General features: G+C 35.1%; 13 protein-coding genes. 6 read left to right on the plus strand and 7 right to left on the minus strand.

The genetic code is table 11. The annotated features are described in order from the left end of the window. Positions 1–94: 94 nt before the first annotated feature. The 3 genes from FGF67_RS04670 (at position 95) to FGF67_RS04680 (ending at position 2,977) form a co-directional block, all read left to right on the plus strand. On the plus strand, positions 95–1,783 hold the full coding sequence (locus tag FGF67_RS04670; RefSeq protein ID WP_158293176.1) for a family 43 glycosylhydrolase: 1,689 nt from the start codon (positions 95–97) through the stop codon (positions 1,781–1,783). Next, on the plus strand, positions 1,759–2,328 hold the full coding sequence (locus FGF67_RS04675) for a hypothetical protein (RefSeq protein ID WP_139695323.1): 570 nt from the start codon (positions 1,759–1,761) through the stop codon (positions 2,326–2,328). Before FGF67_RS04670 ends, FGF67_RS04675 begins: the two co-directional genes overlap by 25 nt. Before the next feature lie 91 nt (positions 2,329–2,419). After that, positions 2,420–2,977, plus strand: a complete 558-nt coding sequence (locus FGF67_RS04680; RefSeq protein ID WP_139695324.1) for a pyridoxamine 5'-phosphate oxidase family protein — start codon at positions 2,420–2,422, stop codon at positions 2,975–2,977. Positions 2,978–3,029: 52 nt separating this feature from the next. On the opposite strand, the gene FGF67_RS04685 is transcribed toward FGF67_RS04680, so the two are convergent. Beyond that, a complete protein-coding gene (locus tag FGF67_RS04685; RefSeq protein WP_139695325.1) occupies positions 3,030–4,490 on the minus strand; it encodes an aminoacyl-histidine dipeptidase in 1,461 nt (486 codons plus the stop codon). 181 nt (positions 4,491–4,671) lie between these two features. Here FGF67_RS04685 and FGF67_RS04690 point away from each other — a divergent pair, with 181 nt between their 5' ends. Both FGF67_RS04690 and FGF67_RS04695 read left to right on the plus strand, forming a co-directional pair. After that, positions 4,672–5,733 (plus strand): DUF3810 domain-containing protein, encoded by a 1,062-nt coding sequence (locus tag FGF67_RS04690; protein WP_139695326.1) that lies wholly within the window; start codon positions 4,672–4,674, stop codon positions 5,731–5,733. Positions 5,734–5,983: 250 nt separating this feature from the next. Then, entirely contained in the window at positions 5,984–9,178 is a 3,195-nt protein-coding gene (locus tag FGF67_RS04695; protein ID WP_139695327.1) for a LamG-like jellyroll fold domain-containing protein, read from the plus strand. A gap of 158 nt (positions 9,179–9,336) precedes the next feature. On the opposite strand, the gene hisS is transcribed toward FGF67_RS04695, so the two are convergent. The 6 genes from hisS to rpsF form a co-directional block, all read right to left on the minus strand. Continuing rightward, complete coding sequence (hisS, locus tag FGF67_RS04700; protein WP_139695328.1) at positions 9,337–10,716, minus strand: histidine--tRNA ligase; 1,380 nt, start codon at positions 10,714–10,716, stop codon at positions 9,337–9,339. Between the two features lie 74 nt (positions 10,717–10,790). Continuing rightward, positions 10,791–11,261 carry a DUF6495 family protein gene (locus FGF67_RS04705; RefSeq protein WP_139695329.1) on the minus strand — a complete coding sequence of 157 codons (471 nt, stop codon included), beginning with the start codon at positions 11,259–11,261 and terminating at the stop codon, positions 10,791–10,793. A 63-nt stretch (positions 11,262–11,324) separates the two neighbouring features. Next, positions 11,325–14,447, minus strand: coding sequence for a TonB-dependent receptor (locus FGF67_RS04710; RefSeq protein ID WP_139695330.1), 3,123 nt, complete (start codon positions 14,445–14,447; stop codon positions 11,325–11,327). 142 nt (positions 14,448–14,589) lie between these two features. Further along, a complete protein-coding gene (gene rplI, locus FGF67_RS04715; RefSeq protein ID WP_139695331.1) occupies positions 14,590–15,036 on the minus strand; it encodes a 50S ribosomal protein L9 in 447 nt (148 codons plus the stop codon). Positions 15,037–15,049: 13 nt separating this feature from the next. Further along, positions 15,050–15,346, minus strand: a complete 297-nt coding sequence (gene rpsR, locus FGF67_RS04720) for a 30S ribosomal protein S18 (RefSeq protein ID WP_139695332.1) — start codon at positions 15,344–15,346, stop codon at positions 15,050–15,052. A gap of 2 nt (positions 15,347–15,348) precedes the next feature. Further along, on the minus strand, positions 15,349–15,687 hold the full coding sequence (gene rpsF / locus FGF67_RS04725) for a 30S ribosomal protein S6 (RefSeq protein ID WP_139695333.1): 339 nt from the start codon (positions 15,685–15,687) through the stop codon (positions 15,349–15,351). A 209-nt stretch (positions 15,688–15,896) separates the two neighbouring features. On the opposite strand from rpsF, the gene FGF67_RS04730 reads away from it, so the two are divergent. After that, entirely contained in the window at positions 15,897–16,592 is a 696-nt protein-coding gene (locus FGF67_RS04730) for a LytR/AlgR family response regulator transcription factor (RefSeq protein ID WP_136480689.1), read from the plus strand. Positions 16,593–16,606: the final 14 nt, after the last annotated feature.

Raw genomic sequence — 16,606 nt, forward strand, 5'->3', positions numbered from 1 at the left:
TCTTATAACATTATGTTAATTCTTTTCTTATATTATATATTTGAGTACACTAAACTATACCTCTTATATAATGACAAAAAAATTATGTCTTTTCATGTTATTAGTAGCAACTGCTATGTTTTCTCAAAAACCAAAAGTTTGGCTTATCAGTGATGGTGGTTACCAAATTAACGACCCTGATGATATTTCAGCAGTTGCCAGTTATCTCTTAATGTCAAATATGTTTAACACGAGAGGTGTAGTAATAGGAAGTACCACACATCCGTGGAATAAAAATACCATTGATCAAAAAAAATGGGCTGAAGAAACTTATGCAAGTGCCTACTCAAAAGATTTAAAAAATTTAAACAAATACATAGGAGGCTACCAAACCACTATTCGGTTTTTAGAATCTTCAATAAAAGGTATGGGGGTAAGCTTTTCTCCAACCAAAAATTATATTTTAAAGAATTACCCGTCTATTTTATCTTTATTTAAAGAGGTTGATCAAAGCAAAGAAACTATCAATGTTTTATGTTATGGTCCATTAACTGAGCAAGCTATTTTTGTCAGTTATTGTTTAAACAATAATCGATTCGATATTTTAAAAAAAACACGATTTATAAGCCACTGGACCAGCTCTAATTTTCATGTAGGTAGTATAAAAAATCCTGAACATACTCACAACTGCTTTGCCGACCCTATTGCATGTGAATACATGAAAAACAAAGCCAAAAATGGCAATATTGAATTTTACGAATGTGGAGGCATAGGGCAATACGGCCTTGTTGAAGGTGGCCCAAAAGGAAAAGAATATTACAGTTTATTTAAAGACAGTAACTTAGGGAAAATTTTTGCTGAGGGGAAATTCACAAAAAATAGAGTTGATGATTCTGATGCCGCTACTTATTGGGCCTTATTGGGTAACTACGGCGTCTCACTAAAAGATATAGCCAGTAATGGGGTAAATTTTCCAGAAGTAGAGGAACGCAATGAAAAAGCCTTTGCCTTACATGCCAAGCAGATGCGCGATGAACTCTTAAGACGCTCTAATGCCGCAGCTGGCAGAAACCCCGACGCTATTAAAATTGATATTATTGTTCCTGAACATGGCATGGCAGATCCCCATGCTTGGGTGCAAAATGACACCCTTTTCTTTATTGCAGGACATGATGAATCATGGGAAGGAAAAGGATCTTTCAGAATGGATAAATGGGAAGTTTGGTCTTCTGTTGATTTAAAAACATATACACACCACAGAGATATTCTCCCCAAACAAACCTACATTGGAGACTTACCCAATTGTTGGGCAGGTGATATATGTGAGAGAAACGGTAAATACTATTGGTTTTTCTCAAATAGAAATATTAATACAGGTGTTATGGTAGCCAATAAAATAACAGGACCATATACAGATCTTTTAGGAAAACCACTACTCAAAGAAGGCATTGTACCAGTACACCCTTATGATCCTGAAATTTTTATTGAAGACGATGTGTACACCATTTGTTTTGGTTCTGGAACATATTATATGGCAACCCTAGCGGAAGACATGAAGTCGTTAACCACAACACCAAAACCAATCATTGTTCAAAATGAAAATGGTGAAATCCTAAAAACCGATGATAAATCAACGCTTTTTAAACGTAATGATTGGTATTACTTGGTTTACGGTTCAAACTATGCCATGTCAAAAAACCTATACGGTCCTTACACCTATAAAGGCCCCTTTTTAAAAGGCGGACATACTAGTTTTTTGAGTGGCACGGTCAGTGGTATGTGTTACAAGAAAATCACGACATAAGTGCATTTTACCGTGGCGCAAGCTTAAAACCTGTCTTTTTTAATACGGATGATACTATTTTTATACCCAAAGATGATCGGATGTATCCTGGCCCTGGCAGAACATGGGAATTTGAGGCTAGCACCATGGGATGGCAAACCTTAAATGGCACCAACTTGTATGTGAACCGCGATGTACTTTCTGGAAATGCCTTTAACCGAGGGGCTACTGTAAAAAGTGCGCCATGGTTATACACAGATTTAAGTGCATGTAAAAAACTAAAAGTAAAATTAAAAAATAGTAGCTATGCCAATCAAATGAAAATTGCATTATACACGAGGAACGAGGGTGCAGGATTTTGGACAATTGATATGGATAACATTAACTGGGATGAGCAAAATTGGGTAACTATTCCAATAAGTGCAAACGATACTGATTTTGCAACCTACACAATTGAGTTAACCCAATTCGGTAATATTAACAAACGTCTCATGCAGTTAGCTATAAAACCAATTTTTAATGCGTTTAATGGTCTTTGGGAAATTGATGAAATAAGCATTGAGTAATATTACTAGCAACAAACAATAAAATAATTTAAGAGCAATACTAGTATACTGACCTTCGAAACTTCGTATTAACTATTTCTTTTCAAAAAACATGGGAAAACAATTCGATTTTATATCAAATGAACAAAAAGTTTTTATAGAAAAGCAGCATATCTATTTTGTTGCCACAGCTGCCCAAGAAGGACGTGTTAATCTATCTCCTAAAGGAACTGATGCTTTAAGAATTATTGAAAGGAACAAAGTAGTTTGGCTTAATTTAACGGGTAGTGGTAATGAAACTGCGGCACACCTTCCTAAAAATGACAGAATGACTATTATGTTTTGTGCTTTTGAAGGAAAGCCTATGATTTTAAGGCTTTATGGGCATGCCAAAATATTTCACAAAAGAGATCAAGAATATCAAGAATACAAACATCTTTTTCCTGAAAATGTGGGCGCCAGACAAATTATTGAAATGCAAGTAGATTTGGTACAATCTTCATGCGGCTACTCAGTGCCTTTCATGGATTTTAGAGAAGACAGAACACTACTCAATGATTGGGCTGAAAAGCAGGGTCATGACAGAATTGAAGCGTACTGGAAAAACAAAAACACGAAAAGCATTGACGGCTTTGAAACAAATATTTTTGAAAGCAACACTCCAAAATAAATAAGGCTATACCTTTTAGATTATAGCCTTATTTCAAATGTAATGTATCTTGTTAATTTTCTGGAATATGCTTCAAAATTTCTAACACAAACTTCCAATATTTTTGAACTGAAGATATTTGAGCGCGTTCATCAGGTGAGTGTGCTCCTTTTATATTCGGACCAAAACTAATCATATCCATATCGGGATAATGAGTTCCTAAAATACCACACTCTAAACCTGCATGACATGCCGCCACATGCGGTTTTTCTCCATTTAATGTTTCGTACAAATCAGACATTACTTTTAAGATAGCCGAATCCATATTGGGTGTCCACCCTGGGTAATCTCCAGAAAATTCTACTTCACAACCTGTTAACTCAAAAGTTGCACGTAAGGTGTTTGCTAAATCTATCTTAGCACTTTCAACAGAAGAGCGGGTTAAACATTCCACTTGAATAGTACCTCCTTTTACAATAACACGAGCTATATTATTTGATGTTTCAACCAAATCTGGAATATCTGCACTCATTCTGTACACACCATTTAAAGCGGCGTACATAGCGCGTGTAAAACCTTCCTGAACACCAAGATCCATAATCTGCTTTGGGGTTTTACATTTTGAAACCTCAATTTTTAAGTCGGGCTCCATAGTTTTTAGTTCTTTTTTTATGATATTGCCCAACATGGCCATGTCTAATAAAAAAGCATCTTCGTGTACTGCATCTATAGCAACAATGGCTGTACTTTCACGCGGAATAGCATTACGTAAACTACCACCATCAATCTCAGAAATACGTAATCCATAATTTTCAAAACCATCAAATAAAATGCGGTTCATAATTTTGTTAGCATTACCCAAGCCTTCATGTATTTGCATACCAGAATGCCCTCCCTGAAGCCCTTTTACATTGATACAATACCCAACCTTAAACTCAGGTGTCTCTTCTTCATCATATGTTCTTTTGGCCGTAACATCAATACCGCCGGCACAACCAACACCTATTTCATTATCTTCTTCTGTATCTAGATTTAAGAGAATACCTCCAGACAACAAACCTCCTTTGAGTCCCATAGCTCCTGTCATTCCAGTTTCTTCATCAATAGTAAACAAGGCTTCAATAGCAGGATGCGGTATATTTTTACTTTCTAAAACAGCCATAATAGTTGCTACCCCTATACCGTTGTCTGCGCCTAGTGTTGTACCATTAGCACGTACCCAATCACCATCAACATACATTTGAATACCTTGAGCATCAAAATCAAAATGGGTCTCATTATTTTTTTGATGTACCATATCTAAGTGAGATTGCATCACCACGGTAGTTCTATTTTCCATACCTGGTGTTGCTGGCTTTTTAATGATAACATTACCCACCTCATCAACACAGGTTTCAAGTCCCAGATTTTCACCAAATTCTTTCATAAAAGCTATGACCCGTTCTTCTTTTTTTGAAGGGCGTGGTACGGCATTTAAATCGGCAAACTTATTCCAAAGTGCTTGTGGTTCTAACTGTCTTATTTCTTGGCTCATTTTTAGTTGTATTTTTAGATGGCAAAGGTAGCAAAAACGGATAGCTTTTGGCGGCTACTCCTGATTGAAGTGGCATCCTTTTGTTTTTGAGGAACGAATAAAAAAGATATAACGGAAAGCAGGAAGAAACCTTAATAGATTGTCAATACACAAGGGTACAAATTTTTATTATTTTTGACTCATGCTAAAAAAGAAAAAAAACATTGTAGCCTTATCACTTGTATTACAAATTGTTGTAGTCAAATGGCTTTCAAATGACCCCGAATTTATAGAGCAATATTACAGTAATGGTATATATCCGTTAATTTCAAAACTGTTTAGGTTTACCTTAGGTTGGCTCCCCTTTTCATTTGGTGATATCATTTACAGCTGTGCCATAATCTATATAATAAGATGGTTTTACATAAACAGAAAACGCCTAAAATATGATTTAAAAAATTGGCTAATTGATATTGTTGCTGCTCTGGCAATACTTTACGGTGCCTTCCATATACTTTGGGGTTTAAACTACTACCGATTACCGCTTCACAAAAGTTTACATTTAGAAAAAGATTATACCACCGAGCAATTAATTGAAGTAACTAGAAAACTTATAACCGAAGCCAACAACTTACATTTAAGTATTACCAAAAATGACACAATAAAAGTGATTTTACCTTTTACTAAACACGAAATATTGGATTTAATTCCTCATGGCTATGATAATTTACAAACAGCATTCCCACATCTAAAGTACCACCCAAGAAGCATAAAAAAATCATTATTTAGTTATCCTTTAACCTATATGGGATTTAGTGGCTATTTAAACCCTTTCACTAACGAAGCTCAGGTTGATGCCATTATACCTATTTATAAATTTCCCACAACTGCAGCCCATGAGGTGGCTCATCAATTAGGTTATGCTGCTGAAAATGAAGCCAATTTTATTGCTTGCCTATCAAGTATTAATCACGACAACATTTATTTTAAATACACAGGATACACGTTTGGTTTAAGGTTTTGTCTCAATGAAATATACAGACGTGATGAAGATGCTTACAATGAGATAGTACAAACCGTTAATAAGGGTATTTTAAAGAATTATGAAGAAGTCCGTTCGTTTTGGGAAACACATCAAAACCCTACCGAACCTTTTTTTAAGGTTTTTTATAATAACTTCCTCAAAGCCAACAGACAGAGCAAAGGTTTGCAGAGTTACAACTATGTAGTTGCCTTGTTGGTCAATTATTTTGATTCTCAATAAATATTACTAGCCCCCTAAAAAGATAGAATTACCGCTTGCAAAGTCACCATATTTTGATTCATAAGAATTAAAACAAGTGATGATTTACTTGTATTATCCTCTTCCTTTGTTAGCACATATTCTGGAAAGGGAATAACTTAATTATTAGCATTTTTTATACAAAAATGCATTTTGTCGTATTTTTTTGCATTTCATAGATTTTTTGCTTACGTTTGTAGGGTAATTAGTCCCCAGCTAAAATGAACCACTTATGATAAAGGTTATACATCCTTTAAAACATGTATTAATAGGATGGATGCTTTCCACCTGTTTTCTAGGGTTAGCACAAACACCTGTAGTTCAAACTATTGAACAAGAATCGTTTTTATTATGGGAACACAATATCGGTTCTACCTTGGCCACAAATCCTATAGTTAAAGATTTTGGCAAAGGCACAGCACTTGGCATAACCGTAAATGCTACCCCTATTGAAAAAATATGGCAAGTGATTGTTACAGATCCTGTTTCAGCTATTAAGCTATCTATACCAAAAACTATGGTGGCTTCAACAGTTTCTGAGGGCGGCACATATATTATGATAGTAGCAGATGATGACACCTTTACTACCAACGTTACATCGGTTACCATGAAAGAAGTCGATACTAATTTAGAAGTCGATTGCTATTTAGAGGGCACAAAATACATCACATTTGGCTCAGCTCAAGAATTAAATTTAGGATCACGTTCACTACATTTTAATGGTTCTGAAGGCTACATCACTGCCGGAAACGTTAATGATTTAGCTCATACCGACTACACGATAAGCGCTTGGGTAAAACGAGATTCAACAGCACTTGATATTGTTTCTAAAAGAAATGATTTTTTTCATAACGATACCTTTGAAGCTGAAATCTTAAGCCAAGGGTACGCTTTAAAAATAAATCAAGACGGTAAATTTAGTATGACTTGGAAAAACGCTGAAGATACTGCCAATAATGTCTTGAAATCCGAAGTAAGCATCCCCAATCAAGAATGGCATCACGTTGCTGTTAGCTATAATTCTAAAACCAATATGGCAAGTCTTTATGTTGATGGCCTTTTAGAAGATTACAATAATACTTTAAATCCAATCAACGCTTCTTCCCATGCTCCTTTCATCATAGGTGCTACTCCCTATAATGCACTACAGCAGAAAGTAAAAGGTAATATAGACGAGGTGAGAATATGGAATATAGCCTTATCAGCAGACCAGATTCGTTATATAATGAATCAGGAAATCACCAAAGACCAAGTACTTGGCATAGATTATGTTGTTGGTAAAGAGTTACCTTCAATCCTTTCAAAAAATGAAATACAGCAAATTCCTTGGGATAATTTAGTAGGCTATTACCCCATGAGCAACATTATTTTTGGAAGCCTCAAAGATGAATCAAATAACGGTAATGACCTTAGCCTGATAAATTTTGATGGTATTGATTATCAAACAGCACCATTACCATATAAAACCAAGCAAGCAGGAAATTGGGATGATTCCAATACTTGGCAAAATGGTGATGTACAATACCTGCCAGGCACAAACTCATATGCAAACACACATGAAACTATTGATTACAATATTGTTGAAATCAATCATAACCTTATTTTAGAGAATTCAGACCCCAATTTTATTCCTGTAAACAAAAATGACAACCGAACAGTACTCGGACTAAAGATAAATAGCGATGCTACATTAACGCTGAATGGCGACAATGCTTTAAAAACAGGAAACGCCATTACAGTAACGCATTATTTAAAACTAGATGGGAATATTGATCTTGAAGGTGAATCTCAATTAGTTCAAACCGAAGGAAGCTATTTAGATCCAACAAGTAGTGGAACATTACAGCGCGATCAGCAAGGCACCAAAGATGTATATACATACAACTACTGGTCATCACCAGTTGGTTTTAGTAATAGCTCTACTAATAACAATGCCTTTAGGTTATCCAATAACTTAATGAAAAATGGTACCATATCGGCCACACCAAACAACATAACCTTTTCTAGATCTGGATATAATGGCAATATTTCTGGAAACAATATTACCATAGCAGATTATTGGATTTGGAAATACGGCAACAGATTAAGTGATGATTTTTCCTCTTGGCAGCATATAAGAAGTAATGGATTATTACAAGTGGGTGAAGGTTTTACCATGAAAGGGGTTGAAGACACTGGTGGAAATATTTCCCTAACACAAAATTATGTGTTTGAAGGAAAACCCAATAATGGTGATATTTCCATAACCATTAATGCGGGAAGTGATTATTTAGTTGGCAACCCGTACCCATCTGCTTTAGATGCCGATGCATTTATAAAAGACAATATTAGTTTCGTTGATTCAAACGGTGAGGAAAAAGGGGTTAATGTTATAAATGGAGCCTTGTACTTTTGGGATCATTTTGCACCGAACTCACACTACCTCATAGAGTATCAAGGTGGTTATGCTACATACACTCTTATGGGTGGCACCGTAGCCGTAAACAACGATACCAGAATACATATTAACGGCACCTCTGGGACTAAAATTCCTCAACGCTATATCCCTGTAGGACAAGGCTTTTTTGTCTCAGCAAACCCTAATACAAACTTAGTGAGCCAAAGTAGCAACACAATCACTCCTAACACGGTGGTTGGCGGCACACTTCAGTTTAAAAACAGTCAACGTGTTTTTGAAAAAGAAGGCGCTTCATCTATCTTCCTTAAAGCACCGAGCAACTCGAAATCTGCTATCCTAGCTAAAACCGATCGTAGAAAAAAAATAAAACTCATGTTTGATTCCCCACAAGGTTACCACCGACAATTACTTATTGGTGAAGATGAACATGCTACTTATGGTATTGATCTTGGGTATGACGGGTATTTAATAGAAAACAATAAAGAAGATATTTATTGGAACATAGCTGAATCAAAGTTTACTATTCAAGCCATAAACAGCTTTGATACTGAAAAACCACTTCCTTTAGGTTTAAAAATTGATAAAGACGGCTTAACAACCATAAAAATTGACGCTCTAGAAAACATTCCGAATGAACAGGAAATCTTTTTACATGATAAGGAATTAAATACATATCACAATTTAAAAACCAGTGCCTATCAAATATACTTGAACCCCAATACATACTCTAATCGGTTTGAACTCGCTTTTTCAAACACGACCACGTTAGATATTGACGTACAAAAAGAAAAAAATATTCAGATGCATTTTTCAAATGAGAAATCTAGCTTTATTATCCAAAATCCTCACGCTATTCCATTACATGCCTTTGAAGTTTATAATATACTTGGCCAGTCTGTTTTACACGTTACGAATCTGCCAAAAGAAAAATACTTTGAAATAAAATCAAAGTTATTAGCTGCTGGATCATATATTATAAGATTTCAAACGCATGAACAATACTATATAAAAAAAATATTAATCAACTAGAACCAGTTAAGTTTGAGTTAGTCAATTGTCCCCAAATCTACCATGTACTTAACTTTGTAAAAGTCCTGATTGAATCAGGGCTTTTTTTTCTTAACCGATTTAATAAGGTCTAATTTCTAAAAAGAAATCCCTACTTAACAAAACTCCAACCCTTTTAGCTATTTAAAACTATGCACACAGGAAATCAATTCCTCAAGTGATAGTTTAAACTGCTCTCCAGAAATCATATTTTTTAAAGTAAAGGAATTAGAGTTTATTTCTTCCTCACCAACCAAAACCACAAAAGGAATGTTTCTTTTATTAGCATGATTCATTTGCTTTTTCATCTTAGCCGCATCAGGAAACAATTCGGCATGAATACCTGCTTGGCGCAAAGCTTTAATAGCCTTTAATCCAAATAAAGCTTCCTTATCTCCAAAATTAATAAACAATACCTCAACATGTTTACTCACTGTTTCAGGGAATACATTTAACTCTTCCAGAACTAAATAAATCCTATCTAAACCAAAACTGATGCCCACACCGCTAACATCTTTTAAACCAAAAATACCCGTTAAATCATCGTAGCGACCACCACCACCAATAGAACCTATGTTAATACTTTTTGGGGCAGCCACTTCAAATATGGCTCCCGTATAATAATTTAAGCCTCTGGCTAAAGTAACATCCAATTGCAGTGTTGCTGTGGTTAAACCTAACTCTGAAATGGCTTCATTTATGAATGCTAATTCTTCAATCCCTTTTGTGCCTTCTTCGGAAGCAGACAATATAGATTTTAAACTATCAATTTGAGATTCAAACGAACCCGATAATGAAAACAAAGGCTGTAATGCTTGGATACCTGCTTCTGAAATACCTTTTGAGCGCATTTCTTCCTTAACCTTCTCCTCACCTATCTTATCAAGCTTATCAAGTGCTACGGTAAAATCGATAAGTTTATCGCTGGCCCCAATAACTTCAGCTATACCCGAAAGTATTTTTCTATTGTTAATTTTTATCGTTACCCCGTCCAACTGCAAAGCTGAAAACACTGCATCGTACAGTTGAATAAACTCTACCTCCTGCCATAGAGACGTACTTCCAACCACATCGGCATCGCATTGATAAAACTCTCTAAATCGTCCTTTTTGAGGTCTGTCCGCCCGCCATACAGGTTGTATTTGGTAACGCTTAAACGGAAACTCAATCTCATTTTGGTGTTGTACTACATAACGCGCAAAAGGCACCGTTAAATCATAACGTAAAGCTTTTTCAGAAATAGAAGCTGTTAATTTTGTTGAATCTTTTTTATTATAAGCCTCTACATTAGCTTTGGTTAGATAATCTCCTGAATTTAAAATCTTAAAAATCAACCGATCACCTTCATCCCCGTATTTACCCATTAGGGTACTGGAGTTTTCAAAACTTGGTGTTTCTATTGCTTGAAACCCAAACGTTTCAAAAGCCTGACGTATGGTATTAAAAATATAGTTACGTTTTGCTACTTGTTCTGGGTTAAAATCTCTAGTTCCTTTTGGTATACCTGGTTTCTGAGCCATGTTTTTTATTGCTATAGTATGCTTATTTAATAGAAAATTCAGTTTCTGTTACGACGACACATTAAAACGAATAATTAATTGATTAACTTATCAAAATATCTATATAAATCGCCTTTTGTTATAGAAGCCCCCTGTTCTATCATCGTAAATTTATCTAGATTCTTATCTTCTGAATAGTCTTTATCGGCTTGCAAAAACTCTACGTGTTCATCCATAAGGTTTTCTCTTAGCCAATTATAGCCTTCAGATGTGGTGATATCAACCTCATCGTTTTTCACATTCACCACAATGGCATGCATTTTTTCTTCTGAAAGCTTAAACAAATACATATGCTGTGCTGAAAAATGTTCAAGATATTCAGCCTTATTTAAAACACCTTCCCATATTAAATCACTAAAAACATCTAATTCCGTTTCAGCCAATTCTGGTTTATTCTCTTTTAAATTTGCCCATTCATCAGCCGTTATAGATTGTGTTGCCAAAAAATTAATAAATTCTTGGTGTAATTCTTCAAACTGCTCTTTTGTAAGTCTTGAATATTTCATGATATAAAAATAAAATGCGCCCTCAATGAGGAGCGCAAATTTAAGAATATATATGCTATTATTTTAGAAAATATAGCGCAAACCAACTTGAGCTTGCCATCTGGATGCTAAACTGGAATCAAAACCAAAGGTTGTTTTTTGATCTTGATTGAAAGAATAGGTAGGCATACCGTTTTCATCAACGGTTACACCAATGGGCTGTACGTTATTAGGTTGCTGAATCACGCCCCAATTAGAATTAAGCATATTCCCAAAATTCAAAATATCTATACTAAACTGAATGGTGTTTGTTTTGTCTTCTGATACTTTAAAACGGTAATCTTGTAATAATTTAATGTCCCATTTGCCACGCCAAGGTGCCAATGCGCCATAACGCTCAGCGTATTGACCTCTTCTGCCTTTTAAATAATCATCTTGACTAATATAAGTATCAAGCGCCGCAGCATCACCAGCATTGGCAAACTGCATTTGTGTAATATCATCTGAAGTTGGTATATAAATCAAATCATTTAAACCTGAGCCATCACCGTTAATATCGCCTCCGTAGGTATAATTGAACCGTCCGCCTTGAGCATATTCAAAGAAGGTAGACAATGTTGTAGACCATGCATCGTTGCCGTACGTCCACTTTTTACTAGCAACCCCTATAAACCTATGGGTATCGCCATACTTAGAATAGGCTAACACATCATCATTTACATTACCCAAAGCAGGATTAAATGCAAACGCATCACCTGTTATTTCGGCTTCAATAGAATTAACATCTTTTGAATTTAAATAACTGTAAGCTAACATGGCATAAATACCATTGTTAAAGGTTTTTTGAGCCTTTACCGAGGCATTCCAAATTCTACCTTTGTCTGAATTTGTGAACACATAGGCGTTATTAATTATGTCACTTTCAAGATAAATAGGTCTATTATCAACCCCCTGCAATGTTCCTGATGGTTCTAAAAGACCCCAGTTTTGAACATGAGCTCCATTAATATCTTTAGTGTAAGACACGTCTCCTGTTAAAATCAAACCATTTTCAAATCTGTAATCTGCTCCTACATTCGTTCTCCAAACTTGTGGAAACTTATAATCTGGATCTACCATTTGATAGAAAAACACTTCAGGATTTGCCACTTGGTTGCCTAACCATACAAATGGAAAACGTCCTGTAAACAAGCCTGTTCCTCCACGTATTTGCAATGATTTATCGCCTTCAACATCATAGTTAAAACCAACTCTTGGAGATACCAGCCAATCATTATTTGGCATTTTGGTATTATCAAGAAATACCGTTTCTCCTGTATTGGGATTTACATATGGTATATCTGGTGCATAACAACAAGCTCTGTCAATAACATCTTGCGCCTTTTTAGCGGTGTCAAAAAACAGAGGCTTATCAAAACGGAATCCATAGGTTAATTTAAAATTATCGGTAACGTTCCATTCGTCTTGAAGATAAAATGATAATTGGCCTACATTAGTTTCTGCCAATGCCCAGGAATCATTAGCATTATTGGTGTCAAACGTATTTCTAGCACCAGAAATAGCATCAGAAATCAAACCATTACCAATGGCCGTTTGAAAATCGGCAAGTGACGCAAAAGCACCAAAAGCACCAACATACCCACGATCATCACCAAGACCATAAACGCCTAAGTTAAATGAATTATCAAATTCAAACTTCTCAAAAGAAATCCCAACGGTAAATGTATGATCGCCTAGAAAGAAGTTTAAGTTATCTGTAAACTGAAACACCTTTTGATCTAGTTTATTATTGATTGAAAATGGTTCATGCCCCGCAATAATATAATTTGAGCCACCCTGCTGTATGGTTATTGCAGGCGCAGGCGTTGATAACGGATTTCTGAAATCATCAAAATGCGTATATCCTACTTGCAATTTGTTTGAAGCCATTTCAGATAATGTTGAATTTAACTCAACTTGTACAGATTGAATGTTATTATTTATCTCATAGCCTGAATTTTGAAATTGCAATGTTGACGCATTAGGCCCTCTAAAACCCAGCGCTGTAGGATGTGCTGGCTTTTCTTTTGATGCATTCAAAAAGTTATAAATTACGGCCAAGCGGTTATTATCATTAATGTTCCAGTCTAATTTAAAAATCCCTTTAGTAGAATTAGACGCATAAGTAAACCCTTCAAAAGCTCCCGTATTATAACCTAATCCCGCAAGCGCCTCTTTTACATCAATTAAATCTTGAACGGCAACTCTTGATTCATTAATAGCTCCAGTATTTCTATTGGGTACCCATCCATTTGTTCCTAAATCATCGCGTTCATCCTTTTCAAAATTGGCAAAAAAGAACAGTTTGTTTTTAACAATTGGCCCTCCAATAGACACGCCATATTGTGACTGATTTAAATCTGGACGTGTCACTTTATCGCCTTTAATTTTTTTACCTGTCATAGATTCATCTCTATAAAACCCATACAAAGTACCGTGAAATTCGTTTGTACCACTTTTAGTAACCGCATTAACCGAGGCTCCTGTAAAACCAGATTGTGTAACATCATAAGGAGCCAGTGCCACTTGAATTTGATCAATAGCATCTAAAGATATAGGCTGGGCATCAGTTTGTCCTCCAGGGGTTGCCGCATCTAAGCCAAACGGATTATTAAAAATGGCGCCATCTAATGAAAAGTTATTAAACTGATCATTTCTACCTCCAAATGAATTACCATTAGCGGTAGGCTCTAACCGGGTAAAGTCTGCCGCCGATCGAGAAATGGTTGGTAGTCTGGTTAATTCCCGTCGCCCCACACTTGTTTCTGCTCCCGTTCTATCGCTTCCAAACGTACCTGAGGTACTAGAGCCCTGAATCACCACTGCATCCAGTTGTTGACTGTCTTCTGACAAAACGGCATCAATATTCTGAGTTTTACCCAAGGTTAAATACACATCGTTAAACACTTGTTCTTTATACCCTACGTAGCTAATGGTTACGGTATATGGCCCTCCAATGCGTAAATTTAAAAGGTTGTATCGGCCATCAAAATTAGTGGCCGCTCCATAGCGCGTTCCTGTTGGTGTATGAATAGCTAAAACGTTAGCGCCTGGCAAGGGTTCTGAGGCATCATCAAGAATTAATCCTTTAATGTTTGAGGTGGTGACCTGCGAAAAAGCCAAAATCCCAAAAAACATAAGAAAAATGGAAAAGTAGTTTTTTTTCATTTGAATAAATTGTTAAGGTTGTGTTGGTTTATATGTACTTACTATGCATGCATAACAAGAATTCAAACAAAAATAGGACAAAAAAAAACCACTCGAAAGAGTGGTTTCATTTTATTTAAAGCTTTTATTAACTTATTGTTAATTAACTAGCTTGTGCAATAACTTCAAACTCTAAATCAACAGATACTTCTCTGTGTAAACGAATTACAGCAGTATACTTACCTAAACGCTTAACCGTAGTAAGTGTAATGAATTTTTTATCTATTGCTTGTCCTTCTTTTTCTAAGGCTTCTGCTAAGTCAATATTGTTTACAGATCCAAATAACTTGTCTCCTGCTCCAACTTTAGCCGCAATTTTAATTTCTAAAGCTCTTAAGGCTTCAGCTACTTTCTTAGCATCATCAACTATTTTCTTTTCTTTAAAAGCTCTTTGCTTTAAATTTTCAGCTAAAACTTTCTTAGCTGATACTGTAGCTAATATTGCTTTTCCTGAAGGAATTAAAAAGTTTCTACCATAACCGTTCTTAACTGTTACAACATCGTCTTTAAATCCTAAATTATCAACGTCTTGTTTTAATATAAGTTCCATTGTTATGTGTATTTTATTTTAATAAATCAGCTACATATGGCATCAAAGCTAAGTGACGCGCTCTTTTTACAGCTACAGACACTTTTCTTTGATACTTTAATGACGTTCCTGTTAAACGTCTTGGTAAAATTTTACCTTGCTCGTTTACAAATTTTAATAAGAAATCCGGATCTTTATAATCTACATATTTAATACCAGATTTTTTGAAACGACAATACTTCTTTTGCTTATTTGTTTCAATATTAAGCGGCGTTAAATATCGAATTTCGCCGTCTTTTTTTCCTTTTGATTGTTGTTCTATTGATGACATAATTAAGCTTTTTGTTTAAGTTTTTCTCTTCTTCTTTCTGCCCAAGAAATTGCGTGTTTATCTAACTTCACAGTTAAGTAACGCATAAAACGCTCATCACGTCTAAACTCAATCTCTAAAGCATCAATAACTTCTCCAGCAACTTGATACTCAAACAAGTGATAAAATCCGCTTTTCTTGTTTTGAATAGGGTAAGCTAATTTTTTAAGCCCCCAATCTTCTTTTGATACCATCTTAGCGCCGTTAGAAACAAGAAAATCTTCGTATTTCTTTACTGTTTCCTTTATCTGATCTTCAGATAAAACGGGATTTAAGATGAAAACAGTTTCATAATGATTCATAAAAATCGTTTTTATTGTTAAAAATTGGGTGCAAAAATAAATAATTTCTGTATATTACACAATATTCTTCCCTTATATTTGTAACAATAATTATAACACTAAAACAATGTTAAAATTATGTTAAAATAAGCAGTTTACCGATGTTTTTTGGTTTTTAGCCGAATTTTTCGTACTATTGTCGATATCTTAACCGAAATAATATAAATGTTATGACTTTAAACTGTGTAGTAGTAGACGATTCAGCAATACAACGTCTCTCTATTGTTAAGTTAGTAGAGAATCACCCATCTCTTAACTTAATTGCAGAGTACAGTAGTGCTTTAGAAACTAAAAATGGTTTAAATACGCATCAAGTTGATTTAATTTTTCTGGATATTGAAATGCCAGTGTTAAACGGATTTGAACTTCTTGACGTATTAAACAACAAACCTCAAATTATCTTTGTAACCGGTAAAACAGAATACGCTTTTAAAGCTTTCAACTATGACGCTACCGATTATTTGCACAAACCCATTACAAGAGAACGCTTTAACACCTCTGTTGACAAAGCCCTAGAACAGCACAGATTGACTCAGGACTTTAAAGAAGAAGATGGCGAACATATCTTTGTAAAAAGCAACTTGAAAAAACGTAAGGTCTACATTAAAGACATTAAGTGGATTGAAGCTTTAGGCGACTATGTTAAATTAGTAACTGAAGAAAACAGCCTTGTGGTATTATCTACCATGAAAGCGTTTGAAGCAGAGCTACCTGAAGGTAAGTTCTTGAGAATCCATAAATCTTATATTGTTAATCTAGATAAAATTGACAGATTTAACAGTAAAAATGTTGAAGTTGGTGCTTACGAAATTCCTTTAAGTAGAAATAAGAAGACGCAACTGGTTGATGCTTTAAACAACATTTAGAACACACCAACTAA

The sequence above is a fragment of the Allotamlana fucoidanivorans genome, from assembly GCF_006265225.1.
GTDB lineage: Bacteria > Bacteroidota > Bacteroidia > Flavobacteriales > Flavobacteriaceae > Allotamlana > Allotamlana fucoidanivorans.